At 64.9% G+C, this 24,657-nt stretch carries 26 protein-coding genes; 16 read left to right on the top strand and 10 right to left on the bottom strand.

The genetic code is table 11. The annotated features are described in order from the left end of the window. The first annotated feature begins 17 nt into the window (after nt 1–17). Complete coding sequence (locus FJ953_RS07005) at nt 18–674, top strand: GntR family transcriptional regulator (protein WP_140623703.1); 657 nt, start codon at nt 18–20, stop codon at nt 672–674. 32 nt (nt 675–706) lie between these two features. Here the strand turns inward: FJ953_RS07005 and FJ953_RS07000 are convergent, their stop codons facing one another. From FJ953_RS07000 to FJ953_RS06980, 5 genes are read right to left on the bottom strand one after another with little or no spacing between them, the layout of a single operon-like run. After that, nucleotides 707–2,005, bottom strand: coding sequence for an FAD-dependent oxidoreductase (locus tag FJ953_RS07000; protein ID WP_140623701.1), 1,299 nt, complete (start codon nt 2,003–2,005; stop codon nt 707–709). Then, entirely contained in the window at nt 2,002–2,979 is a 978-nt protein-coding gene (locus FJ953_RS06995; RefSeq protein WP_181171581.1) for a branched-chain amino acid ABC transporter permease, read from the bottom strand. The genes FJ953_RS07000 and FJ953_RS06995 overlap by 4 nt, the downstream gene beginning before the upstream one ends. Next, nucleotides 2,976–3,884, bottom strand: coding sequence for a branched-chain amino acid ABC transporter permease (locus tag FJ953_RS06990; protein ID WP_140623697.1), 909 nt, complete (start codon nt 3,882–3,884; stop codon nt 2,976–2,978). Before FJ953_RS06990 ends, FJ953_RS06995 begins: the two co-directional genes overlap by 4 nt. Continuing rightward, nucleotides 3,881–4,648 carry an ABC transporter ATP-binding protein gene (locus FJ953_RS06985; RefSeq protein WP_140562033.1) on the bottom strand — a complete coding sequence of 256 codons (768 nt, stop codon included), beginning with the start codon at nt 4,646–4,648 and terminating at the stop codon, nt 3,881–3,883. Before FJ953_RS06985 ends, FJ953_RS06990 begins: the two co-directional genes overlap by 4 nt. Continuing rightward, nucleotides 4,645–5,445, bottom strand: coding sequence for an ABC transporter ATP-binding protein (locus tag FJ953_RS06980; RefSeq protein ID WP_140514551.1), 801 nt, complete (start codon nt 5,443–5,445; stop codon nt 4,645–4,647). The genes FJ953_RS06985 and FJ953_RS06980 overlap by 4 nt, the downstream gene beginning before the upstream one ends. Nucleotides 5,446–5,590: 145 nt before the next feature. Between FJ953_RS06980 and FJ953_RS06975 the strand changes: the two genes are divergently transcribed. The 6 genes from FJ953_RS06975 to FJ953_RS06950 all read left to right on the top strand — a co-directional run bounded on the left by FJ953_RS06975 (nt 5,591) and on the right by FJ953_RS06950 (nt 9,981). Further along, complete coding sequence (locus FJ953_RS06975; RefSeq protein WP_140497664.1) at nt 5,591–6,319, top strand: GntR family transcriptional regulator; 729 nt, start codon at nt 5,591–5,593, stop codon at nt 6,317–6,319. Between the two features lie 9 nt (nt 6,320–6,328). Next, nucleotides 6,329–6,817: a DUF3830 family protein gene (locus FJ953_RS06970; RefSeq protein WP_140497666.1), complete on the top strand. Its 489-nt coding sequence runs from the start codon at nt 6,329–6,331 to the stop codon at nt 6,815–6,817. Nucleotide 6,818: 1 nt separating this feature from the next. After that, entirely contained in the window at nt 6,819–7,178 is a 360-nt protein-coding gene (locus FJ953_RS06965) for a TIGR04076 family protein (RefSeq protein ID WP_140520931.1), read from the top strand. Then, nucleotides 7,175–8,230 (top strand): aldo/keto reductase, encoded by a 1,056-nt coding sequence (locus FJ953_RS06960; RefSeq protein ID WP_140520930.1) that lies wholly within the window; start codon nt 7,175–7,177, stop codon nt 8,228–8,230. Before FJ953_RS06965 ends, FJ953_RS06960 begins: the two co-directional genes overlap by 4 nt. Continuing rightward, a complete protein-coding gene (locus FJ953_RS06955) occupies nt 8,227–8,658 on the top strand; it encodes a DUF4440 domain-containing protein (protein WP_140623695.1) in 432 nt (143 codons plus the stop codon). Before FJ953_RS06960 ends, FJ953_RS06955 begins: the two co-directional genes overlap by 4 nt. 63 nt (nt 8,659–8,721) lie before the next feature. After that, the gene (locus FJ953_RS06950) at nt 8,722–9,981 is read left to right on the top strand and encodes an ABC transporter substrate-binding protein (protein WP_140623694.1); all 1,260 of its coding nucleotides are present in this window, start codon (nt 8,722–8,724) and stop codon (nt 9,979–9,981) included. A gap of 109 nt (nt 9,982–10,090) precedes the next feature. Here the strand turns inward: FJ953_RS06950 and FJ953_RS06945 are convergent, their stop codons facing one another. Continuing rightward, nucleotides 10,091–11,752 carry an alkaline phosphatase family protein gene (locus FJ953_RS06945; RefSeq protein ID WP_140623692.1) on the bottom strand — a complete coding sequence of 554 codons (1,662 nt, stop codon included), beginning with the start codon at nt 11,750–11,752 and terminating at the stop codon, nt 10,091–10,093. A gap of 131 nt (nt 11,753–11,883) precedes the next feature. On the opposite strand from FJ953_RS06945, the gene pcaD reads away from it, so the two are divergent. After that, nucleotides 11,884–12,708, top strand: coding sequence for a 3-oxoadipate enol-lactonase (gene pcaD, locus FJ953_RS06940; protein ID WP_140520927.1), 825 nt, complete (start codon nt 11,884–11,886; stop codon nt 12,706–12,708). Here pcaD and FJ953_RS06935 read toward each other — a convergent pair. The 3 genes from FJ953_RS06935 to FJ953_RS06925 are packed head-to-tail and all read right to left on the bottom strand — an operon-like array spanning nt 12,698 to nt 15,749. Beyond that, nucleotides 12,698–13,561, bottom strand: a complete 864-nt coding sequence (locus FJ953_RS06935; RefSeq protein ID WP_140623690.1) for a carbohydrate ABC transporter permease — start codon at nt 13,559–13,561, stop codon at nt 12,698–12,700. The genes pcaD and FJ953_RS06935 overlap by 11 nt on opposite strands. Beyond that, nucleotides 13,558–14,448 carry a sugar ABC transporter permease gene (locus FJ953_RS06930; RefSeq protein ID WP_140623688.1) on the bottom strand — a complete coding sequence of 297 codons (891 nt, stop codon included), beginning with the start codon at nt 14,446–14,448 and terminating at the stop codon, nt 13,558–13,560. Before FJ953_RS06930 ends, FJ953_RS06935 begins: the two co-directional genes overlap by 4 nt. Before the next feature lie 8 nt (nt 14,449–14,456). Beyond that, a complete protein-coding gene (locus FJ953_RS06925; RefSeq protein WP_140623686.1) occupies nt 14,457–15,749 on the bottom strand; it encodes a sugar ABC transporter substrate-binding protein in 1,293 nt (430 codons plus the stop codon). A 321-nt stretch (nt 15,750–16,070) separates the two neighbouring features. Here FJ953_RS06925 and FJ953_RS06920 point away from each other — a divergent pair, with 321 nt between their 5' ends. From FJ953_RS06920 to FJ953_RS06885, 8 genes are all read left to right on the top strand, one after another. Next, on the top strand, nt 16,071–17,339 hold the full coding sequence (locus FJ953_RS06920) for an extracellular solute-binding protein (RefSeq protein ID WP_140623685.1): 1,269 nt from the start codon (nt 16,071–16,073) through the stop codon (nt 17,337–17,339). Between the two features lie 50 nt (nt 17,340–17,389). Further along, complete coding sequence (locus FJ953_RS06915; protein ID WP_140514575.1) at nt 17,390–18,322, top strand: sugar ABC transporter permease; 933 nt, start codon at nt 17,390–17,392, stop codon at nt 18,320–18,322. Further along, entirely contained in the window at nt 18,319–19,176 is an 858-nt protein-coding gene (locus FJ953_RS06910; RefSeq protein WP_140623683.1) for a carbohydrate ABC transporter permease, read from the top strand. The genes FJ953_RS06915 and FJ953_RS06910 overlap by 4 nt, the downstream gene beginning before the upstream one ends. Further along, on the top strand, nt 19,173–19,910 hold the full coding sequence (locus FJ953_RS06905; RefSeq protein WP_140623681.1) for a PIG-L family deacetylase: 738 nt from the start codon (nt 19,173–19,175) through the stop codon (nt 19,908–19,910). Before FJ953_RS06910 ends, FJ953_RS06905 begins: the two co-directional genes overlap by 4 nt. Continuing rightward, nucleotides 19,907–20,782: an ROK family protein gene (locus FJ953_RS06900; protein WP_140623679.1), complete on the top strand. Its 876-nt coding sequence runs from the start codon at nt 19,907–19,909 to the stop codon at nt 20,780–20,782. Before FJ953_RS06905 ends, FJ953_RS06900 begins: the two co-directional genes overlap by 4 nt. Beyond that, on the top strand, nt 20,779–21,549 hold the full coding sequence (locus tag FJ953_RS06895; protein ID WP_140520922.1) for a GntR family transcriptional regulator: 771 nt from the start codon (nt 20,779–20,781) through the stop codon (nt 21,547–21,549). The genes FJ953_RS06900 and FJ953_RS06895 overlap by 4 nt, the downstream gene beginning before the upstream one ends. Before the next feature lie 40 nt (nt 21,550–21,589). Further along, nucleotides 21,590–22,381: an SIS domain-containing protein gene (locus FJ953_RS06890; protein WP_140520921.1), complete on the top strand. Its 792-nt coding sequence runs from the start codon at nt 21,590–21,592 to the stop codon at nt 22,379–22,381. Nucleotides 22,382–22,670: 289 nt separating this feature from the next. Continuing rightward, entirely contained in the window at nt 22,671–23,705 is a 1,035-nt protein-coding gene (locus FJ953_RS06885) for a LacI family DNA-binding transcriptional regulator (protein ID WP_140623677.1), read from the top strand. Here the strand turns inward: FJ953_RS06885 and FJ953_RS06880 are convergent. Further along, nucleotides 23,693–24,643 (bottom strand): alpha/beta hydrolase, encoded by a 951-nt coding sequence (locus FJ953_RS06880; protein ID WP_140624026.1) that lies wholly within the window; start codon nt 24,641–24,643, stop codon nt 23,693–23,695. The genes FJ953_RS06885 and FJ953_RS06880 overlap by 13 nt on opposite strands. Between the last annotated feature and the right edge of the window lie 14 nt (nt 24,644–24,657).

Genomic DNA, 24,657 nt, shown 5'->3' with positions numbered 1-24,657 from the left:
AGGGGGCGGCGATCAACATGCTGAAGCTCGAACATCAGACCCTGAACGACCGCGCCTATGGCGCGCTCAAGCAGGAGCTGATTTCGGGCGGCTTCAGCCCGGGCCAGACATTGGTCATCCGCAAGCTTGCCGAGACGTTCGGCATTTCGACGACGCCGATCCGCGAGGCGCTGCAACGGCTCGTCGCCGAGCGGCTTCTGGAATTGCAGAACAACCGCTCGATCATCGTGCCCTTGTTGTCTGCCCCCGCCTTCGAGGAACTGACGCGCATCCGCGTCGCTGTGGAGGGGTTGGCGGGTGAGATGGCCGCGTCGCGCATCACCGAAGACGGGCTGGTCGACATACAGGCCACGCTGGCGGGCATGCAGCGCGCGATTGAGGCGGGCGACGCCGGGGCCTATCTCGCGCTCAACGAGGCCTTCCACTTCGCCATCTACCGGCATGCCGGGGCCCCGATCCTCCTCAACATGATCCGTGATCTCTGGGGGCGGGTTGGGCCCTATCTCAAGCTCCTGATGCAGGCCGATCGCTACAAACCCCAGTCGAACGAGGCGCATCGCAAGATCGTCGCGGCATTGGCGCAGCGCAACGGCGCCGACGTCAGGACCTTCATAGAACAGGACATCGCCATGGCGGCGGCGGTGCTGGCGGGGAACCTTCGCGCGGCCGAATGACGATCCGATGCCGTCGCGCCCTGGCGATCGGCCTATCCGGTCTTGTCCAGCCGGTCGCGAAGCATGCTCCACGGCAGCAGCGCGTTCGGCGCGAAGCGCAGCAGGCTGTGGAACGGCATCCGCGACGGCGGCGCAAAGGGCAGCGGCAGATCGCGGGCGTCGGTTCCGCTAGCCCAGTCCGCAAGCACCTTGCCCATGGCCGTGGTCATGGCGATGCCGCGGCCGTTGCAGGCGCGACCCGCGATCAGCCCCGGTCCGAGATCGATGAGGTGGGGCAGGAAATCGGGTTCGACCGCAGCCATGCCCGACCAGCCATAGGCGAGCGGCGGCAGGTCCGGGAGTTCGAGATGCCGGGCCAGCCGCCGCCGGATCGTCTGCGGCAGGCGTCGGTCCGCACCCGCGCCGAAGACATGCATGCCGCCGCTGATCAGCCGGTTTTCGGCATCGAAGCGGTAGGTGAAGAGATTGCGTCTCGTGTCGCCGACGCCTTGCCCGCCGGGCAACAGGCGGCTGCGCACCTTGCGCGGCAGCGGCGCCGTCGCGATCTGGAAGATTTTCAGCGGGAAAAAGCTTTTCCGAAGCCCCGGATTGAGCTGTCCGCCATAGGCATTGGTGGCGATCAGCACCTTTCCGGTGCGCACCGAACCCGTTTGCGTCTTCAGCGACCAGCCGTCCGCGATGGGGTCGATCGCGACGACGCGCGTGTGCTCGAACAGGCGCGCGCCGGTTTTTTCCGCCACGTCGGCCAGGCCGCGCGCATAGGCGACCGGATTGAGTACGCCTCCGGAACGATCCATCCAACCGCCGACATAACCGCGGGCGCCGGTCAGCGCCTCGATTTCTTGCCGGTCCAACACGACGGCCGGTCGGCCGCGCTCCGCCCATTGCCCCGCGCGTGATTTGACCTTTTCGAGCGCGACAGGGGAATGTGCCGGCTGGATCCAACCGTTCTGCACCGCGTCGCACTTGATGTCGTGCCGCCTGATCAGGCCAAAGACCAGGTCGGCGCTGCCAGCGGCGAAGTCGATCAGCCTCTCGCCGCGCGCGGGGCCTAGATGGGCCTTTATCGCATCCGGATCCATTTTGGCGAAGTTCGGTACGATGAAGCCGGCATTCCTGCCGGTAGCGCCCCAGGCGATGGTTTCGGCCTCGAGAACGGCGACCGAAAGACCTCTGGCCGCGGCATGCAAGGCCGTCGAAAGGCCGGTGAAGCCGCCGCCGACGATGGCAAGGTCGACATCGAGCTCGCCTTCCAGCGCCGGGCGGAGGCGGGTCTCACGGCTGACCGCGTGCCAAAGCGAAAGCGCTTCCTGCCGGGCCATTGCGGTCACGAGCCGCTCTCGCTGGCGGCCACCTTCGCCCGCTTGCCGAGCCGTGCCCGCCGCGGCCGTTCCCCGAACAGTCCGTTGGGGCGGACCAGGAGGATGATGCACAGCATGACGCCGATTGCCACGATCTGCAGGGATGCGGCGCGGGCCTGTTGCTCCGGCGGGAACAGCGCGCTGGTGAGCGTGCCCGACCCGGCCCATATCCCCCAGACCAGGATGCTGCCGATGACGGCACCGGCATTGCTGCCCGAGCCGCCGACGATCAGCATCACCCAGACCTGGAAGGTCAGGATCGGCAGGTAATTGTCCGGCGCAATGAAGCCGGTGAAATGCGCCTGCAAGGCGCCCGCTAGGGCCATGATGGCACCGCCGACCGCGAAGGCCTGGACACGGTAGAAGCGCGCGCTCTTGCCGAGCGAGATCGCCGCCCGCTCGTCCTCCCGCAGCGCCTTCAGCACCCGGCCCCACGGGCTGCGAGACAGGTGCTCCAGCGCCAGATAGGCAACCAACGTGACCGCCGAGACGACGGCAAGGTTCGACAGGTTGAACAGCAGCGGCGTCTCGGCGAGGCTGCCGAAGGGGCGCGGGATGAAGCCGATGCCGAACGGACCGCCGGTCAGTTTCTGCGCATTGAGCGCGACCAGTTGCACGACCACGGCGACGCCGAAGGTGGTGATGGCCAGATAGTCGGATCTGAGCCGCAGCGTGGCGATGCCCGTCAGGGCCGCGGCGATGCCGCCGACGACCATGGCGCCGAGCCAGCCGGCCAGGATCGGCAGGCCGAAACCGCCCAGACGCGCGGCATCGTCCGGCGTCGTCAGCAGCGCCGAAGTATAGGCGCCGATGGCGACGAAGCCGGCGAGCCCGACATTGAAGAGCCCGGTCAGCCCCCATTGCAGATTGAGCCCCAGCGTGACGAGCGAAAAGATCAGCGCCGTGGTCAGGAAGAAAGCGCCATAGCCGAGCAGGTCCATCAGCGTTCCCTCACACCAAAAAGGCCGATCGGCCGCACGAACAGCACCGCCATCAAGATGATGAAGGAGACCGCCGCGCGCCATTCGGCGCCGATCAGTTGCACGGCGCCCGCTTCGGCGAGCCCGATGATCAACCCGCCGAGCACGGCGCCCGGGATGCTGCCGATACCGCCGAGAATGGCGGCGGCGAACATCGGCAGCAGCATGTCGAAACCCATGAACGGGCGGATCTGCACCAGGATGCCGATCATCACGCCGGCGACGCAGGCAAGCGCTGCGCCGAGGATCCAGGTGACACGCACCACCTTGGCGACATCGATGCCGACGATGCGGGCAAGTGCCGCATTCTGGCTCAGGGCCTGCATGGACCGGCCGGTCTGCGTGCGCGTCATCAACAGGTGTACGCCCAGCACCAGAATTGCTGTCAGCAGCAACAGCGCGATCTGGTCCGGCGTGATGCGGATGCCGAAGCCGACCGGCATGGCGATCTGGATGGCGCGGCTGAAATAGGTCGGGCGTGAGGTGAAGGTGAACTCGAGCAGGCTTCGCAGCGCCATCGAGGCGCCGAAACTTGCCATCACCACGATGATGGCCTGGCCCTGAGAGCGCAGCCGCGCGAACAGCACCTTGTCGAGCAGCAGCGCCAGCAGGGCGGTGAATGCCATGCCGACGACCAGCGCGACGATGAGCGGCCAGCCGAAGGAAAGCGGGGCGATCGGCGCCACCTTGCCGATCGTCGCGCCGATGGCGCCTACGACGGCCAGCGTCGCATAGGTGCCCCAGGCCATGAAGTCGCCATGGGCGAAGTTCGAGAAGCGCAGGATCGAATAGGTCAGCGTCACGCCGATGGCGCCGAGGCCTATCATCGAGCCGGTCAGCAATCCGTCGACGATGAATTGCAGGTTCATGCCGCACTTCCCTTGCCTGAAGGCGCGGCCTTGCCGGCACTGTCCGGGCGCTGGCCAAGATAGAGCTCGGCGACCACCGGATCGCTCCACAATTCAGCGGCGATGCCCTCGTGCCGGTCCTTGCCTTCGACCAGCACATAGGCGCGGTCGCCGATGGCGAGCGCCGCCTTGGCGTTCTGTTCGACGAGAAGGATGGTGACGCCGGACTTGCGGATGCCGGCCAGCATCTCGAACACCATCGAGACGAATTTCGGCGACAGGCCGGCCGACGGCTCGTCCAGCACCAGCACCTTGGGGTGGACGATCAGCGCCCGCGCCACGGCCAGCATCTGGCGTTGCCCGCCCGACAGATTGCCGGCGGCGATGCGGCGCTGGCGCGCCAGGTCGGGGAAGGTCGCGTACATCTCGTCGATGCGGGCGGGAACCCCGCGGCGCTCGATGATGCCGCAGGCAACCCTGAGATTGTCGTCGACCGACATCAGTGGAAACACGTTCTCCGTCTGTGGCACGAAGGCGAGCCCTAGCCGCACCATGGTGTGGGCCGGTGCGGTGGTGATATCCTTGCCGTCGAGGAGAACGGTGCCGCCGGTGACCGGGACGAGACCGGCAATTGCCTTGATCAGGCTCGACTTGCCGGCGCCGTTGGGGCCGAGAACGACGACGATTTCGCCCTTCCTCACCGTGATCGAGGCACCGCGCACGATCGGCACGCCGGGTTCGTAGCCGGCTTCGAGGTTGCGGACGTCAAGCACGGTGCCGGTCACGCCGCGCCCCCGAGATAAGCCTCTATCACGCGCGGATCGCGCGCCACCTCGTCGGCCGTGCCCTCGCACAGAAGCTCGCCGCCCGCCATCACCAGAACGCGATGGCAAAGCCGGGTCACCATGTCGATGTTGTGCTCGATCAGAAGAAAGGTGATGCCGCTTTTGTTGATGTCGCGGATGCGGTCGATGATGACTTCGAGCAGCGTGGCGTTGACGCCGGCCGCGGGCTCGTCGAGCAGGATGATGGCCGGGTCGGCCATCATCACACGGGCAAGTTCGAGCAGTTTGCGCTGGCCGCCGGAAAGCACCCGCGCCGGTTCGTGCGCCAGCCGGGTGAGCGAGACGAGTTCAAGCAGTTCGGCAGCCTTCTCGGCGGCTGCCTTCTCTTCGGCGGCGACCCGCCACGGGATCAGGAAATTGGCGAGCAGCCGCTCCCCTGCCTGACGTTGCGCGGCAAGCATGACGTTTTCGATCAGCGTGAGATTGGGCAAGGGCCGGGGAATCTGAAAGGTGCGCCCAAGACCGCGGCCAATGCGCAGGTGCGCTGCTTCGCCGGAGACGAGCGCCCCGTTGAGACGTATCTCGCCGCTTGTAGGCAGGATGCTGCCGGCGAGCAGGTCGAACATCGTCGTCTTGCCGGCGCCGTTGGGGCCGATCAGGCCGAGGATCTCGCCCGGGCGGACCTCGAACGAGACATCGTTGACGGCGACAAGGCCGCCGAAACGCCGCACGACGTTCTTTGCTGCCAGAACCGGCGCCTGGGTCTCCGTCCCATGCCGTTTCGCCGTGTCGTTCATCAAGCCCTCTGGCCGAAGCGATCTTTGCCGCTTTCTGATTTTTTGATTTGTGATCACACTTGCTTTGATCACGCTAATCAGCTTTAATTTTCTCCGCAAGCCGAAAACAGGCCAGGCCGCCGAAAAGGCCAAGATCGGGAACGCCATGCAAAGGGCTGCTGTCGAGCGCACCAACGAGGTCATCGCCGCGCAACTCGCGCCGGTCGGCCGCGAGACGGTGCAGGACCGCGTCTATTCCGAATTGCGCCGGGCGCTGATTGGCGGTCTCTTCGAGCCGAGCCAGGTTCTGACCATACGCGGCCTTGCCGATGCGCTGGTCACGTCTACCATGCCGGTGCGCGAGGCGCTTGGGCGGCTGATCACGGAAAAGGCGCTGGAAGCGCTTCCAAACCGCTCGGTGCGGGTGCCGCCGATCACGCTGGAACGCATCGACGACCTCCTGCGCGCCCGTGCCCTGATCGAAGGCGAGGCAATCGCGCTTGCCGCCGCGCGCATGGATCCGCGTCAGATCGCCACCATCGAAACCATTCTCGGTGAATGGGACGAGATGCGGGCGCTGAAGCACAAGAAGGATGTCGACCGCGAGGTGACGCTCAATCAGAGCTTTCATTTCGAAATCTATCGCGCCTGCGGTTCCGCCGTGCTCATCCCGATGATCGAGAGCCTCTGGCTGCAGTCGGGACCATGCATCCGCGTTGCAATCTATGCCTTTTCCGAGGCCGGCGAGGTCGACACCGCCCATTATCATCGCAGCATCGTCGCCGCGCTTGCGGCGCAGGATGCCCAGGCCGCACGCGAGGCGCTGGTGGCCGACATCAGCCGCCCTTTCGCTTTCCTGCGCGACAAGCTGAAGTTGACGGCAAAAGCGGAGTGAATGCCTGATATGACCAGACGCATCATCAGGATCACCGAGCCGCATTCCGAGCTGTCGGTGACGGCGCAGTTGCTGCCGGAAAAAGCGCCAGAGAACGCAACGTTCCTGTGGTCTTACCTGGCCGAGCCGCGCGTCGTCGCGGGCATTCATGCCATGTGGACCGGCCCGGAAATCTCCTGTCCGATCCCCGCGGCGCATCTGGACGGCGAGGCCTTTGCCCAGGCCTTGCCGGCGGAGAACGCGACGCTGACGCCGCAGCCCGGCGACATCGTGCTTTCCTATGTGCCGCCGCGCATGTGGGGCGGCAACCCGCATGCGATCTTCGACATCGGCCTGTTCTACGGGCAAGGCGCGCGCCTGCTGTTTCCGATCGGCTGGCTGGCGGGGAGCGTCGTTGCGCAGGTGCTGCCTGAGCAACGCGATCAGTTCGCATCTGCCTGCGGCATCATTCGCCGCAATGGCGCCTGCGACGTCACCTTCGCGCGGCTGGAGAGCTGAAATGGCTGAACGCGACGACAGCTTCGAACTTTTCGACCTCCGCGTCGAGGCTGTCGTCCCCGAGGGCAAGCCGGTGTATTGCGGCGCCAAGCCCGGCGACTATTTCGAGCTGAAGGGCGAGATGCTGTCGATGCCGGCGGGCCAGGGATTTTCGATCTATTCCATAGCGGCCGTGCTGCCGCTGCTGGCGGCGAAGCAGCGCCCCACCCATGCCAATGACTGGATGACCTCGGATGCCGAGATCGCCTGTCCCGATCCCAATTGCGCCAGCAGGCTCAGGATCGTCAGGACCGGCAAACGGCGGTTCAGCCACGCCGAGACCACGGCGGTGCCGCTGCCGAAGGAGAGTGAGCAGAGATGACCGCCAAGACTTTCGAACTCAGCCCCGGCTACACAATCTCGCGCGTCATTCGCGGTGGCTGGCAGTTGGCCGGCGGCCACGGCGCGGTCGACCGTCAGCAGGCGGTGTCCGACCTGATCGCCACGTTCGACGCCGGCATCTGGACCTATGACTGCGCCGATATCTACACCGGCGTCGAGGAGCTGATCGGAGCGGCGCGGCTGCGTCTGGCCAACGAACGCGGTCTCGATGCCGCCGCCAGGATGAGGGTGCACACCAAGCTGGTGCCGGACCTCGAGCGGCTCGCCGGCATCAGCCGCGATTACATCAGAGGCATAGTCGACCAGTCTCTGCGGCGGCTGAAGACCGAGCGGCTCGACCTCGTGCAGTTCCACTGGTGGGACTATTCAGTGCCTCGCTATGTCGACGCGATGGGTTGGCTCGACGAGCTCCGGCTGGAAGGCAAGGTGCGCAATGTCGGCACCACCAATTTCGATACGCAGCGCCTGGGCGAAATTCTATCGGCCGGCGTGCCAGTCGTCAGCCAGCAACTGCAATACTCCGTCCTCGACCAGCGTCCGGCGGCGAGCCTCGCCGCGCTCGCCGCGCGCAATGGCGTCAGCTTTCTCTGCTACGGTTCGGTGGCCGGCGGCTTTCTCGGCGACAGATGGCTCGGCGTCGCCGAGCCGGACATGCCGCTCGAAAACCGCTCGCTGGTCAAATACAAGCTGATCATAGACGATTTCGGCGGCTGGGAGCTCTTCCAAGCCCTGCTCAGGGTGCTGAAGCGGATCGGCGACCGCCACGGCGTCGACATCGCCACTGTCGCCAGTGCCTGGGTGCTCGAGCAGCCGCAAGTGGCGGCCGTCATCGTCGGCGCCCGCAACCAGGCGCATGCGCTGGCCAATGCGAAGGTCATGGATGTCGCGCTCGGGACTGAGGATCGGGCAGAGATCGGCGCCGTGATCGCCCAGAGCCGCGGTCCCCTCGGCGACGTCTACACGCTGGAGCGCGATCGTCACGGCCGCCACGGCTCGATCATGCACTACAATCTCAACGCGGCCCGGCCATGAGCGCCACCACCGAAAGCCTGTTTTCGCGGGCCAGCACCGAAATCGTCGAGTTGCATCGCTTCTTCGTCGACTGGTTCGTCGCATCGCGCGCCGGCAAGGCCGATTTCAGCCGCTTCGAACGCGTCATGGGCGAAGGCCTGGCCATGGTCACGCCTGACGGCACGGTCTTCGATCGCGATGCGGTGGTCGACCATGTCCGCGCAAGCCGCGCTTCCTGCGACGAAGCCTTCGCCATCTCGATCGAGGACATCCGGCCGGGCTGGCAAACCGGCGACGCGATCGTCGTGCTCTATGTCGAGGCGCAGTTGCGAGGCGGCAAGCATAGCCGCCGTCAGTCGAGTGCGCTCTTCACCACCAATCCATCGGCGCCCAACGGCGTCGAATGGCGACATCTGCATGAAACCTGGCTGCAGATGCCGGAAAGCTGAACAGGCTCCAGGCGTGAAATTTGGTTCGTGTAACTCAATTCGTGTAGCTCAAGGGGAACAACAATGAGAAAGACGATACTCCAACTCACCACCGCGCTCGCTCTCGTGATGATTGCCGGCGCGGCCCATGCCGCCGACTGCAAGATCACGGTCGGCCTCGTCATGGAATTGACCGGACCGGCCGGTGAATACGGCCAGGCCGGCGCAAAATCGGTCGAGATGGCCTTCCGCGACATCAACGACGCTGGCGGCGTTCGCGGCTGCGATCTGGTGACCGACACGCGCGACAGCCAGAGCCAGGGCAACATCGCCGTCGATGCGGCGACCCAGTTGGTTCAGGTCAAGAAGGTGCCGGTGATCATCGGCGGCATCATCTCCTCTGTGTCGATCCCGATCCTGACCTCGGTCACCGCACCGGCCAAGATCGTGCAGGTCTCGCCGGCTTCGTCCTCGCCGACGCTGACCGCACTCGGGCGCGACGGCAAGACCAACGGCATCTTCTTCCGCACCATCACCTCCGATGCGCTGCAAGGCGTGGCCGCCGCGAAATACGCCATCGACAAGGGCTTCAAGAAGCTGTCGATCATCCATGTCAACAATGATTTCGGGGTCAACATGGTGGCCGAATTCTCCCGCGCCTACAAAGCGCTCGGCGGCACCGTCGTCTCCGACACGCCCTACAATGAGAAGCAGTCGAGCTATGCCTCGGAAGTCACGGCGGCCATGGCCGGCGAGCCTGACGGGCTTTATCTCGTCAGCACGCCGGTTGACGGCGCCACCGTCGCCCGCACCTGGATTTCGCAAGGGGGCGTGCAGAAATTCCTGCTCAATGACGGCATGAACAGCCCGGACTTCATCGAGTCCGTCGGCGCCGACTATCTCAAGGAGGCCTATGGCACCTCGTCCGGCACCAGCCCGACCGCCTCCACCGACTACTTCACCAAGAACTACAAGGCGTTTTCGGGCATCGAACCGTCCAATCCCGCGGCCGACCGTTCCTATGATGCCGGCGCCATCGTCGGCCTGGCAATCGCCATCGCCGGCTCAGAGGATCCGGCCAAGATCAAGGACGCCATGTACAAGGCGGTCGATCCGGCCGGCGCGCCGATCTTTGCTGGCAAGGAAGAATTCGCCAAGGCGCTCGGATTGATCAAGGACGGCAAGCCGATCCGCTACGAAGGTGTAATCGGCCCGGTCGCCTTCGACAAATATGGCGACATCACCGGTCCGTTCCGCCTGTGGAAGATCGTCGACGGCAAGGTAACGACCGACGGTGAAATGACCACCGACGACGTCAATGCCCTGCAGGCGAAGCTCCAATAGGCCGTCACATCAGGCAGCCCGGCATCGATCTCTCGATGCCGGGCTGCTCGCAACCTGCCTTGGCCTTGCGCTCTGAAATTCATGCCGTCCACAACAAGGGCTGCGGGTTTCATTCTCCCGACCTGCGTGACAGCCAGCGCCTGCGTCTTTCGCGCTGTTCGGCGAGCTCGGCCTCGTCCCAGTAGCCGATCAGCACGCCGGGCTCGATCAACGGATCGAAGTGCCGCATCTTGTCGTCGTTTCCCGTCAGCCATTCCTCGGCGGCGGTGATGCGGTTGTTGGGCAGCGCCAGCCAGCGGAACAGCGCCTGCCGCAGTCGTTCGATGTCGGCCGCCGCCGATGCTTCGGTGCCGAGGTCGCGCAGCTCGTCCGGATCACCGTGCAGATCGAAGAACATCGGCGCCAGGCCCTCGCCATGGACCAGTTTGAAGCGGCCGTCGGTGATCATGTAGAGCTTGCAGTCGGCGACCGGCATAGCGAGCTTCAGCCGCGCGGCATCGCCGCCATAATCGTACTCGCTCACCGCGTGCCGCCGCCAGTTCACGTCCTGGCCTGCCAGCAGCGGCAGCAGCGACCGGCCCTCGAGAACATGCGGCTTCGCCTTGCCGCCGAAGAAGTCGAGGAAGGTGGGCGCGAGGTCGATCATCTCCACCAGCGCATCGGACGTCGTGCCGCGCGTCGCGTCGGCCTGCCGGCGCGGATCGCAGACGATCATCGGCACCTTGGCCGCGACGTCGTGGAACAGGTATTTTTCGCCCAGCCAATGGTCGCCGAGATAGTCGCCGTGGTCGGAGGTGAACACGATCATCGTGTTGTCGAACAGGGCGCGCTGCTCCATGAACTCGAACAATCCGCCCAACTGATCGTCGATCTGCCTGATCAGGCCCATATAGCAGGGAACGACCCTTTCGCGGACCTCGTCGCGGGAGAAGTTCCTGGAATAGCGCTCCTGCTGGAAGGCTTCGAAGATCGGGTGAGGCGAGACGCGTTCTGCTTCGCTGCGCACGACCGGCTTTATGTCGGCCTTGCCGTACATGTCGTGATAGGGCGCCGGTACGATGTAGGGCCAGTGCGGCTTGATGTAGGAGAGATGCGCGCACCAGGCTTCGCCCTTTGCCTCGGCCTCCTCGATGAAGCGCATGGCGCGGCGCGTCATGTAGGGCGTTTCCGAATGCTCCTCGGGAATGCGCGCCGGCTTGTCGGCATGGACGAGCAGCCAGCCGTTGAAATTCTCGCCGTTCTCGCCTTCACCGGAATTGGCCCAGTGCTCCCACGGATTGGCGGCGTCGAAGCCGTGCTCGCGCAGATATTGGTCGTAGGCCGGGTCGGGATCGTAGGCGGACGACGGATGCAACCCGTCGTCGCGCTCGAACGGTTCGAAGCCGCATTCGGCGACGCGCACGCCTATGATGGACGTCTTGTCGATACCGAGGCGCTCCATGCCTTCCTCGTCGGCCCTCATATGCGTCTTGCCGATCACCGCGCAGCGCACGCCGATCTCGCGCAGATGCTCGCCGAGCGTAGGCTCGCCGACCCTGAGCGGCACGCCGTTAAGCGTCGATCCGTGCGAGCGGACATAGCGGCCTGTATAGGCGCTCATGCGCGAGGGCCCGCACACGGTCGATTGCACATAGGCGTTGGTGAAGCGCACGCCGCGGCTGGCCAGCCGGTCGATATTCGGCGTGTGCAGGGTCTGGTGTCCGGCGCAGCTCAAATAGTCGAAGCGCAGCTGGTCGCACATGATGAAAAGGACGTTGCGGCGGTCTGTCATTGGTCGTCCGTCATTGTGGTTCGCGCAAGACCGGTGTGCCAGAACGGCCGATGTCCTACAACGATGCCTCAAAATATCATTTTACCCAACCAGATGCCTCATGCACTGTGGGAGCCGGGAGGGTCGAAATCGTGCCGTTCGTCACCATTGGCGGCCTTGCGCTGCACCACCGCTATGTCGAGGCGACCGGCACCGCGCGGCCGGTGATCTTCATCAATTCGCTGGGTACCGATTTGCGCATCTGGGACGATGTCATCTCGCAATTAAGCGGTGACATGCCTCTGCTGGTCTACGACAAGCGCGGCCACGGACTTTCCGATATCGGCAGCGGCATCCGGTCGATCGATGATCATGTCGACGATCTCCTGGGCCTCATCGATCATTTCGATCTCGGCAGGGTCGTGCTGTTCGGCCTGTCGGTCGGTGGCTTGATCGCGCAGCGGCTCTATACCCGTCATCCCAGCTGCGTTGAGGCTCTGATCCTGTCCGACACGGCGCACAAGATCGGCACGGACGAGAGCTGGAATAAGCGTATCGCCACCGTCGAGCGCGACGGGATCGAGGCGATAGCCGACGGTGTGATGGAAGCATGGTTCACGCCCGGCTTCCATGCCGCGCGTGCGGCCGACCTTGCCGGTTGCCGCAATATGCTGACTAGGCAGGCGCTGCCGGGTTACATCGGGACATGCATGGCGGTCCGCGACGCCGACCTCACCGAGGCCGCGCGGCGTATCGCGGTGCCGACACTTTGCATGGTCGGCGACCAGGACGGCTCGACACCGCCCGATCTCGTCCGCTCGCTGGCAGCGCTGATCCCCGGCGCCCGCTTCGAAATCATTCCTAATGCCGGCCATATTCCCTGCATCGAACAGCCGGAGGCGGTGGTCGCGCTGATCCGCGATTTTGTCGCGTCGCCTCCTCCGGGGCAGAAACCTTTGAGCGCGGCTACCCCTTGATCGCCGAGCCGACGATGGAATCGACGAAAAAGCGCTGCAGCAGGACGAAGAGGATGAGCGGCGGCAGCACGGCAAGCGTCGCGCCGGCCATCACCAACCCGGTGTTGACGGCGCCTCTGTTGTAACTCAACAGCCGGCTGAGGCTGATGACGATCGGATAGGCGTCGGCGTTGCCTTGTAGCACGGTCAGCGGCCACAGATAGCTGTTCCAGTGATAGACGAAGGCAAACAGCGCCAATGCCGCGATCGCCGGCGCCACGCTGGGCGCCACGATCTTGAACAGGATCAGCAGTTCGGAGGCGCCGTCCATGCGCGCAGCGTCGATCAGATCGTCAGGCACGCTTGCAATGAACTGGCGCATCAGGAAGATACCGAAGGCATTGGCGAGGTTGGGCGCGATGATGCCGGCGAGGCTGGCATTGAGGCCGATCGAGCCGACGAGGCGATAGAGCGGGATCAGCGTCACGATCGGCGGCAGGAACATGGTCGCGATCAGCACCGAGAACAAAAGCGAGCGGCCGGGGAAGTGGTATTTGGCGAAGGCGTAGCCGGCCATCATGCTGGTGATGAGGATACCGGCTGTGGTGATCGAGGCGATGACCAGGGAATTCCACATAGAACGGCCGACATTGACCACGCCCGAAACTTTCCCGTAGGCGTCGAGGCTCGGCGTGTGCGGGATCCACACCGGCGGCACCTGCATGCTCTCGGCCGGAGTCTTGAGACTGGACAGAACCATCCAAACCAGCGGAAAGGCCGACGCCACGGCCACGAGCAGCATGAGCGTGGCCAGCAGCGCCTTGCGGCCGGCGGGGCGTCTGCGCGGCAACCGGCTCGACGATCCCGCGCTCATTCCTGATCCTTCCGGTTGGCAAAGGCGAACAGAGCGCAGACCACGACGATCAGCGACAGCATCAGCATGACGGCCATGGCCGAACCCAGTCCGCCCTGCGCGCGCTCGATGCCGACGCGGCGTATGTGATAGGTCAAGACATTGGTCGAGCCGACCGGCCCGCCCTGCGTGATCAGCGCCACCGGCTCGAACACCTGCACGGCGTTGATGATGGCGATCACCGCGCTGAACAGGAGTGTGCGCCGCAGCAACGGCAAGGTGATGAAGCGGAACTGCTCGAACCGGTTGGCGCCGTCGAGTTTTGCCGCCTCGTAGAGGCTGCCGGAAATCTGGGTCAGCCCCGCAATCGCCAGCACCGTGAAATAGCCGACCTGCTGCCACACATTGAGCAGGACGATCGAGATCAGCGCCGAGCGCGGGGACGACAGAAAGGGCTGCGGGCCGACGCCGATCAGGCCGAGCATCTGATTCAGCGGCCCTTCACCAGGCGAATAGAGTTTCGACCACACCAGCGCCACCGCGATCATCGGTACCATATAGGTGGAAAACAGCACGGTCCGCAGCGCCGTGCCGCCGCCAACATCGTGCTGGTGGACCATCAGCCCGAAGGCGACCGAGAGCGGCAGGATGAGGATGACGGAAAGCGCGGTGTAGATGGAGGTGTTGATCAACGCGCCCTTGAAGTCGCGTCCGACCGATGAGGCGCCGAAAATGTCGCGGAAATTGTCGAGGCCGATGAAGCTGGCGCTGGAAAAAGGCGTCTGCGTCGACCAGTCCTGGAAGGATAGCCAGACGGTGAGCAGCATCGGCAACAGGATGAAGATGCCGATCAGCGTCACGGCGGGCGCCAGCATGATGCCCGCCGAGGCACGGTACCTGTTGATCATGGTTCGGTCTACTTGGCGGCGCGCTCCAGGATCAAGGCGGCGTCCGCTTGCGCCGTCGCCTGCGCATCCTTGGCCGAGACCTGGCCGTACTGCAACGCCTCCAGCGTCTGCTGCAGGGATTCCGAGAACTCCTGTCCGCCCGGCACGACCGGGAAGGGCTTGGCGTCGGCCAGCACGCTGACATAGCCCGACAGGAATTCCGAGCCGAGCTTGTCCTTGTGGGCCTCGATATCGGAGCTGCGCGAGGGCAGGATGCCCATCGACATCAATATGTCGGACATCGCCGAGGCGCCGTTCTTGCCGGATTTCGGATTGTTGAGCCAGGCCAGGAATTCCCATGCGGCCTTCTGCTCGGCCTCGCCGGCATTGCCGTTGACCACGGTCATCCAGGAATAGGAGATCGAATGCGGCTTGTCGCCGCTCGGGCCGACGGGGATTGGTGCGGTGGCGATATCCGCGAACCTGTCGCCCATGCCTGCCTTCAGCGCGCTTTCCCACCAATTGGCCATGATGATCATGCCGGTCTTGCCGGAGACGAAATTGTCGAGGAAGGGGCCGGTGGTGTTGGCGTCTGCCGTCGCCATGGCCGGCACGCTGGCGCCCGATTTGATGAGATCCTCATAGAGCTGGAAGGTCTGCGCGGCCTGCGGAGTGTCCAGCGCCGGTTTGCCGTCCTTGACCAGGTCGCCGCCATTGGAGACCAGCAGCGAGGCGAAGGGATGGACGACGCCCGCCGCCCAGGAATTGATCATGCCGAAACCCTGCTGGCCGGCATCCTTGTTGGTCAGCTTCTTCGCCGCCTCCTTGAACTCGTCCCAGGTTTTCGGCGCGGCGGCAATGCCGGCCTGCTTGAACAGTGCCTTGTTGTAGTTCAGCGCGTAGACGTCGATCTCGTTGGGAATGCCGTAGAGCTTGCCGCCGACCGATGCGGCGCTCACCACGCCAGCCGGCCATGCTCCCTTGACCTCTTCGGCGACGGGGTCGGGGGCGGGCGCGACGAGCTTGTCGCGGGCGAGCTCAGGCAACCAGAGATCGTAGATGCCGCCGATCGTGGGACCGTCCGCGCCGCCGCCCTGGGAGCGCAGCGTGGTCAGGAGATCGCCGAAGGGAACGGCGCGCACGGTGACGCTGACATCTGGATTTGTCTTCGCATAGTCCTTGGCCGCCGCTTCCAGCAATGCGACCGTCTCCGGCGACCAATGGGTGAGATAGGAGATGTTGACCGACTGCGCCCAGCCGCTGGCGGGCAGGATGGCCAGGCTCGCGGCCAGAGCCAGTTTCGAAGTCCAGGCAAGAGACATCCTCATCCTCCCTCAGGCTAGCGATCACGATGACGTTATGACAACATGAAGCATTGGCGCAAGGGCCCGATTGCGAAAAAGCTGCGCATGGCGCTGTCCCTGATTTCTCTGCTGTCCGTTCACATACGAAATTTACGGTGGAAATACAGTTAGCTGTGAAGGAATCATGGTTGATTGGCTTAGCCCAGCCGTTCCCGGAGGGAGTGTCAGACCTCTTGCGGAGGCTGCTATGTCGTTATAATGACTTTCCTGAGGAATGACTCTCCGCGGCGTCGATAGGGCCGTGGGACGCCAAGGACAGATAAAAATGGGAGACTGGCAATGAGCATGCTTTCAATTCACCGACGCGCAGCCCTTGGCCTGATCGGCGGCCTTGCCGCCTGCGCTGGCCTGTTCACCAGCCTGCCGGCGCGGGCCGACAGCACGGTGACGCTGTGGAGCTGGCGCACCGAGGACGAAGCCGCGATGCGCCGCATCTTCGCTGCCTTCGAGGCCAAGAACCCAGGCATCAAGGTCAACATCCAGTTCACGCCGGATGCCGACTACCAGAACCGCCTGAGCACGAGTTTGCGTGGCGGGCGCGGGCCCGACATCGCCCAGCTCAAGGCCTATGGCGAATTGCAGCCTTTCGTCGAGGCGGGCTATCTCGACGCGCTCGACGAGAGCGTGCCGGAACTGAAGAGCATGCCGGACGCAGCCCTTGGCGGCGCGCGTGGGCGCTCCGACGGCAAGCTCTACGGCGTGCCCTATTCGGTGCCGATGATGGGCGTCTTCTACAACAAGGATATCTTTGCCGCGCAGGGCATCGAGGTCCCCAAGACCTACAAGGATTTCGTCGCCGCCTGCGACAAGCTGAAGGCGGCCGGCATCACGCCGATCGCCACCGGCGGCGCCAACGGCTCGGCGTGGGAGCTGGAGATCGGCGTCGGCGTCATCGGCCCGACCGTCTACGGCCCCGGCTTTTACGACGAGATGATGACCGGCAAGGCGACCTTCGAGGATCCGCGCTATGTCGCGGCGCTGAAGCGCTTCGCAGAGCTGAAGCCTTATTTCCCCGACGGCTTCGCCGGGATCGACTACACCACCGCCACCCAGCAGTTCATTGGTGGCAAGGCCGCGATGTTTCTTGGCGGTTCGTTCGAGAATGGCAGCTTCAAATCGCAGAACCCGAAGCTGAAATTCTCGATCTTCCCGTTCCCCGCCGACGATGCGGGGGCAAAGCTCTACACCTCGGCCTTCTCGGACGGCTCCTACGGCCTCGTCTCCGAAAGCGCGAACAAGGAAGCCGCGATCAAGGTGCTGGACTTCATGGCCTCGGCCGAATTCGCGCAGATGTTCGCAGACGAACTCGGCTGGCCGCCAGCCCGCACCGATGTCACGGTGAAGGACCCGGTATTGGCCGAGATGATGGAGATGTCGAAGAACTCGACGCCCTACCTGACGCTGGTCGGCTTCCGCTGGCAGTCGCCGACCGCCTCTTCCGTCCTGCAAGCGGAGATCATCGACATGGTCGAAGGCAACATCGCACCGGAGAAGCTGGCGGCCGACATGCAGGCCGCCGTCGCCACCTGGTTCAAGCCGAAGCAGTAAGGAGCCGGGCCGGCCGCAATGCGGCCGGCCTCCCACCGGGCAAGCCACGCATGATCGATCGTCGCCGCAAAAGCAGCCTGAAGCGAACGCAGCAGCGCATGGCCGTGCTTTTCATCCTGCCGGCGCTGGCCGTCTACGCCCTGTTCGTCCTCTATCCCCTGGCGATGTCGCTGTGGGGCAGCTTCTTCATCTGGAAGGGGCTGCGCATCACCGAGTTCGCCGGCCTGTCGAATTTTTCGCGCCTGTTCGTCTTCCCCAGTAGCGCCAGGCTCTACGGCGCCCTCTGGCACAACACCGCCTGGTTCTTCGGCATCATGGTCTTCCAGAACGGCATCGGGCTGCTGTTTGCCTGGCTGCTGTTCCTGCGCGACAGGGGTGCTGCCTTCTTCCAGTCGGTTTTTTTCTTCCCCGCGGTGCTGAGCCCGGTCATCGTCGGTGCGCTGTGGCGCCTGCTGTTGGCGCCGGGCGGCGTGGTCGAATGGGCGCTGAACGGGCTTGGCCTGCATCAGGGCAGCCTAACCGTGCTTGGCAACAGCCACACCGCGCTGGCCATGCTGGTCGCCGTCGACGCCTGGAACTGGATGGGCCTGCCGGTGCTGATCTACACGGCGGGCCTGCGGCAGATTTCGGGCCAGATCTTCGAGGCGGCGAAACTCGACGGCGCCGGCAATGCGCGCATGCTGTTCTCCGTCGCGCTGCCCTTGCTGATGCCGGCGCTGGGCACGCTGACGACTTTGTCCTTCATCAACACCTTCAACCAGTTCGACATCGTCTATGTGATGCAAGGCGTACAGGGCAATCCGAGCTATTCGACCGACACGCTGGTGACCTATTTCTACAGGCTGGCCTTCGGCGCGGAGGGCGCCGTCGGCATCACCGATATCGGGCTTGCTTTGGCGTTGGGCACCATGCTGTTCCTCATCCTCAGCGTCGGCACGCTGTTGATGCTGCGTTTCTTCGACCGCCGCACGGTGCAGCTATGAGCGCGCTGACCATGGCAGGCAATCCCGTGATCTCGCGCCGGCTTTCGCGGCTGCCCGGCTGGACGGTGCTTGCCCTGTGGACGGCGGCCGTGCTGCTGCCGCTCTACATCCTCGTCGTCTCCTGCTTCAAGTCGACGGCCGAAATCTACGACAACCGGCTCGGCCTGCCGGCAAGCTGGGCCTTCGACAATTTCGTCAACGCCTGGACGCGCGCCGACCTCGGCCACAATTTCATCAACAGCCTGATCGTCACCGCCGGCGCGGTCATCCTCACCATCGTCGTCTCGGCCATGGCCGCCTATCCGCTCAGCCGCTATCGGCTGGGCTGGAACGCCATCATGCTCGGCCTGTTCCTGTCCGGCATCATGCTGCCGACAAGGCTCGCCTCGGTCGAGCTGTTCACGCTGATGCGCAATCTCGGCCTGCTGGATTCCCTGACCGGACTGATCCTCGTCTATTCGGCGATCCGCATTCCCTTCGCCGTCTTCATCTTCGCCAATTTCATGCGCGTCCTGCCCTCCGAACTCGACGAGGCGGCACGCATGGACGGCGCCGGCGAGGTCCGCATCCTGTTCCAGATCATCCTGCCGATGGTGAAGCCGGCGGTGTCGATCGTCGCCATCTTCACGGCAATCGCCGTGTGGAACGACTTCTTCTTCCCGCTGATCTTCATCTTCGACGACCGCTACAAGACCGTGCCGCTGGCCATCAGCGTCTTCGTCGGCCAGTACCGCACCGATTGGGGCCTGGTGTTCGCCTCGCTGGCGATCTCCATGGCGCCGATCCTGATCATGTATTGTCTGCTCGCCCGCCAGATTCGCGAGGGCGTCGGCGCCGGGGGAGGCATGAAGTGATCGAGGACAGGATCTATGCCGCCAAATCCATCCTGGTCGTCGGCGCGCATGCCTTCGATGCCGAGGTGATCGCCGGACCGCTGGCGGCGGCCGCCATAATGAGGGGCGCCACGGTGACGTTCCTGCACCTGAGCATGGGCGAGCAGGGCCATCCGTGCCTGATCCCCGAGCATTATTGCGCCCAGAAGGAAGAGGAAGCGGGCAGGGCCGCCGCTCGCCTCGGCGTCGCCATGCGCAATCTAGGCCTGCATGACGCCTTCCTGCCTTCCGATGACGAGACGGCGCTGAAACTGTGCGATGTCATTCGCGAGCTGAAGCCGGAAGTGGTCATAACCCATTGGCACGGCAGCTGGCACAAGGACCATCGCGCCGCAGCCAAGCTGACGCAGACCGGCATCTTCTTCGCCGCCTTGCCGACCGTTGCGCGCGACCATGCCGCCTTTACGCCGGGCTTGCTGCTGTTCGGCGAGAACTGGGAGGACGATGACGGTTTCCGCCCCGAGCATTTGGTCGACGTCAGCGACGGCTTCGAGGCGTGGAGCGAGGCGGTGCATGAATACGAGCTGGCGCGCGGCCTGAGCAGCTTCCCCTATGTCGATTACTACAGCGCGCTCTACCGTCTGCGCGGCTGCCTGCGCGGCACGCGCCATGCGCAGGCCTTCGCGGCGGCCTCGCATTCCTGGAACGCCGGCAGCGGTCTGTTCGCGCCACCGGCTGCCGGAGGGCGCCGATGACGCGGGTTCTGGCCATCGATCTCGGCGGCACCAATCTGCGCGCCGCCGTCCAGTCCGGCAATGTCAGCGCGCTGGAGAGGCCGAGCCGCGAACCGGCGCCGGCAAGCTTGGATGCCTTCGTCGCCCGTATCACGGCGCTTTGCGCCGAGGCTGGCGCGGTCAAGGCGTTGGGCCTGGCGGTGCCAGGTCTCGTCGAGGGGTCGGTCTGCCGCTGGATCCCGAATCTCCCTTGGCTCGACGGTGTCGACATCGCGGCGCTGTTCCCGCAGTTGCGCGTCGCCGTTGGCAATGACGCGCAGATCGCCCTGCTGGCGGAAGCCGTTGAAGGCAGCGCGAAGGGCATGTCGGATGCGATCCTGCTGGCAATCGGCACGGGCATAGGCTCGGCGGTGCTCGCCAACCACCGCATCGTCGCCGGCACGCATGGCGGCGCCTGCTCGTTCGGCTGGGCCTGCGCCGACATCAAGGACCATGGCGAGGAGCGCAGCGGCTGGCTGGAGCGCGTTGCATCGGGCCGTGCGCTTGACGCGCTTGCCGGTCAGGTCGGCCTTGCCAGCGGCCGCCAGCTGATCGCGGCTGCCCAGGCGGGCGAACTCGCGGCACAGACCTTGCTCGAGCTGCCGGCGCGCCGGCTGGGCACCGCGCTTGCCGGCGCCGTCGCGCTGCTCGACCCCCAGGTGATCCTGGTTTCCGGCGGCCTTGCCGATGCGCTTGACGTCATCGGACCGCCGCTGCTTGCCGCGCTGCGGCGCCAACTGCCGCCGCATCTGCGCGGCATTTCTCTCAAGGCTGGCGCGTTCGGCCCTGGCGCAGGCCTGGTCGGTGCGGCAGTGGCCGGGCAGGCCGGAAGCGGGTGGAGACAGATCCGATGAGTGAAGCCAGTTTTCAGCAGCCGGATCGCAGAAGGCCCGAGCCGCTCTGGTATCAGGTCGAGGAGGCCATCCGCGCCATCGTCAAGAGCGGCGAATGGGCGACGGGCGACCAGATCCCGGCCGAAGACCGGCTGGGCGCGCTTTTCGGGGTCAGCCGCATCACGCTGCGCCACGCTTTGCGCAATCTGGAGGAAAGCGGATTGCTGCGCCGCGAACACGGACGCGGCACCTTCGTGCGCTCCACCACGCTCGTCGCCGGCACCCGCGAACTGACGAGCTTCACCCAGGAGATGGGCAACATCGGCGTCGTTGCCGGCTCGCGCCTGCTCGATTGCAGCCTCACCATCGCCAATGCGGCGGCGGCCGGCGCGCTGGAGATTGAGGAGGGTGACCCGGTGGTGCGCATCCGGCGGCTGCGGCTCGGCAACAACGAACCGATCGGCATCCAGACGGCGCAGCTCTCAGCCGCACGTGTGCCGGGCTTCCTCGACGCCGGCCTGCTGCAGGGATCGCTGTACGAGGCGCTGGAGCGCCACTACGGCATCGTACCGGTGGCGGCGCGCGAGAATTATCGCGTCGGCGCGGTTGGCGCGGCGGACGCCGAGCTGCTCGATCTGCCGGTCGGCAGTCCGGCTTTCGTGGTCGAGCGTATCGCCACCGACGAGCGCGGTCCGTTCGAGTTCACCGTCTCCATCATGCGCGGCGACCGCTACGAGATACGCTCGACGCTGCGCGCCGGGCGCGTCCCGTCAAATCCGCGAAGCTGATCCATCATCACCCAAGCAGACACTTAACAGGAGTACCCACGTGTCCGACCTCTACATTCACCGTCTCGCCGCCCTCATCGACCAGGCAGCGAAAACCAATGAAGCGGCCTTTGGCCAGGCAGCCAGCCGCTTTGCCGACTCGCTTGAAGGCGGCGGTCTGATCCATCTCTACGGTTCAGGCCATTCGGTGCTGCCGGTGCAAGAAGTGTTTCCGCGTTACGGCAGCTATGTCGGTTTCAACCCGCTGACGGACCCGCGCGTGATGTGGCACAATGTGCTCGGCGCCGGCGGCGTGCGTGAGCTGCTGTGGCTGGAGCGCACCGAGAAATACGCCGAAAAATTTCTGGATCATCAGCCGCTCAACAAGGGCGACTCCATCATCATCTTCGGCCACAGCGGCCGCAACTCTTCCGGCATCGACACGGCGCTCTATGCCAGGAAGCGCGGCATCTTCGTCGTTGCGGTCACCAGCAAGAACAATCTCGACAAGCCCGCGACGCACTCCTCCGGCAAGCGACTGGCCGACGCGGCCGATCTCGTCATCGACACCTGCTCTCCGATCGAGGATGCGATCGTTCCGGTCGAGGGCTGGAGCCGTCCGGTCTCCGGCTCTTCGACGGTACTCGCCATGATCCTGGCGCATGAGCTGATCGCGCGTACCGCCGAGCAGCTCGCCAAGCGCGGCATCGAACTGCCGGTCTTCGCTTCGCCGACGATCGCGGGCGTGACCCTGCACGACACCGATGTCATCTACGGCGTCTACCGCGAACGCATGCTGGAAGCGCAGAAGAAGCACCTGCCGGCCTTCCAGGCGACGATGCGGGGCGAATGATGTTCGGGGCGGGAGGCGTCGCGTACGCCTCCCGCCCATGGATGCGCCCAATGCGAACTTATCATCGTCGATGCAAGACCGGGCCTATCCCATTGGCTTCCTTCCGAAGCTTCAGTGTTGCTTTGAAAGCGTCAATAAATAATTTGACGCGCGTAATGACTCTGCGATCTATTGGGAACCGTTAAAACTTGACTGGACAAGTTCGGTCGAGCATTGCTGCTTCCGGGCAACGGCCACGTGACTCGTGTCGGCCGGGGCGGCGGGCGAGGGCAAGGGACCCTTAATATCGATGGCGGAAAAGACGCACCGCACGATGGATGACTTCGCCCGGGCGTGCGGCGTGTCACGGCCGACCCTGTCGAAATATTTCGATGATCCGGCGAGCGTCAAGCCGGCGACGCGCGCCCGCATCGAGGCCGCGCTTCGCTCCTCGGATTATCAGCCGAACCTCTTCGCCCGTAATCTCAACCGCAAGCGCACCCGCAATGTCGGCATCGTCGTGCCGGCGATTACCGATCCGTTCTATGCCGAGATGGTCAGCCGCATTGAGCTGCGCTGCCGCGACGAAGGTTTTTGGCCGATCGTCATCTCCTCGCACGGTTCGCCCAGGCTTGAGTCGGAATCGGTCAAGACGCTCACCTCGCTGAAGGTGGCCGGCGCCATCGTGGCCCCGCTGGGATCGGTCTCCGAGCCAGGCGTCTTCGAACGGATGGGCAAAGACATCCCGATCGTCTATTTCGACACCTATATCGAGGGTGACACGCCCTTCGTCGGCAACGACAACCACCAGAGCACGTCGATCATGGTCGATTATCTCTGCCGGTCCGGCGAGCCGCCGGTGTATGTCGACATCCCGCACGTCAACCACAATTCGGGCGAGCGACTGCAAAGCTATATCGAGACGATGCGGGCCGCCGGCCTTGAGCCTGTCGTCATCAACGCGGCGCGCGACTACACCTGGGACTTCGAGCGGATCGGCCATGAATGGATGGAAAGGACGCTCGACAAGGGAGGCCTGCCTGGTGGCACCATCCTGTGCGCCAATGACCGGCTCGCCTTCGGCATCATGTCGGCCGCTTTCACGCGCGGGCTGAAGATCGGCCGCAAGCCCGATTGCGACTTCCGTGTCGCCGCCCATGACGACCACCCGTTGAGCCGCTACACCTGTCCGCCGCTCACCACCATGGCGCAGGACTTCGCCGCAATGGCCGGCCGCAGCGTCGAGATCTTGCTGGCCTTGCTCGACGAGGCCCGCCCGCCCGCGCATGACCTCGTGCGAAACGTCAAGCTCGGCGCGACCCTGGTGATGCGTCAGTCGGCCTGAGCGCGCGTCTGCAATTGGAGCCAGGCCGCGGCCTCGCTCATCGCTTGCCGCGCGGCGAGAATGTAGCGGCCCATCGAGACGAAGCCGTGGATCTGGCCCGGCCAGTGCCGCAGGACCAGCGGCACCCCTTCAGCAAGCAGGCGTTCGCCATAGGCGGTCCCTTCGTCGGCCAGGATATCGTGACCGGCGGTCACGACAAACGCCGGCGCCGCGCCTGCAAGGCTCGGTGCCAGCAGCGGCGAAACGCGCCAGTCCTTGATGTCGTCCGGGGTGCGCACATAGTGGTCGCGGAACCAGGCCATGGTGGCGGCGGTCAGTCCAAACCCGTTACCGAAACGGCGGTAGCTGTCCGCCGTCTGGCGGGCATCGGTGTTGGGATAGATCAGGATCTGGGCGGCAAGCGGCGGTGCTTGCCCATCGCGGGCGAGCAGTGCCAGCACGGCGGCAAGATTGCCGCCGGCGCTGTCGCCGGCAACGGCGATACGGGCAGGATCGATGCCGAGCTCCCCGGCGTCTTGCGCGATGAAGCGGAGCGCTGCCGCGCAGTCCTCGAGCCCGGCGGGGAACTTGTGCTCTGGTGCCAGTCGATAAGCGGGGCAGACGACGACGGCATTGGCCAGATTGGCCAGCCAGCGGCAGATCTCGTCATGCGAATCGAGATTGCCGATGACCCAGCCGCCGCCATGCAGATAGAGCACGGCGCGCGCGCCGGTTCGCGGTGCGCCGATGCCGCGATGGATGCGGATCGGAACCGGGCCGTTCGGTCCGTCGATCTGCCGCTGCGACGTCGCCGCGACCGGCTCATGTTCGCCCTGCTGCGCCGGGAACGAAGCGTTGTAGGCGGCCCGCGCCGCCGCCACGCTGCCGTTCTCGAACGGCGCACCGCCGGCCGCGCGGCCGATTTCCAGGGCACGCAGAGCATCAGGATCGAGCGTCATCGCAATCTCCGTCA

Source organism: Mesorhizobium sp. B2-3-6 (assembly GCF_006442305.1).
Taxonomy (GTDB): domain Bacteria; phylum Pseudomonadota; class Alphaproteobacteria; order Rhizobiales; family Rhizobiaceae; genus Mesorhizobium.
This window is presented reverse-complemented; position numbering and strand designations above follow the sequence as displayed.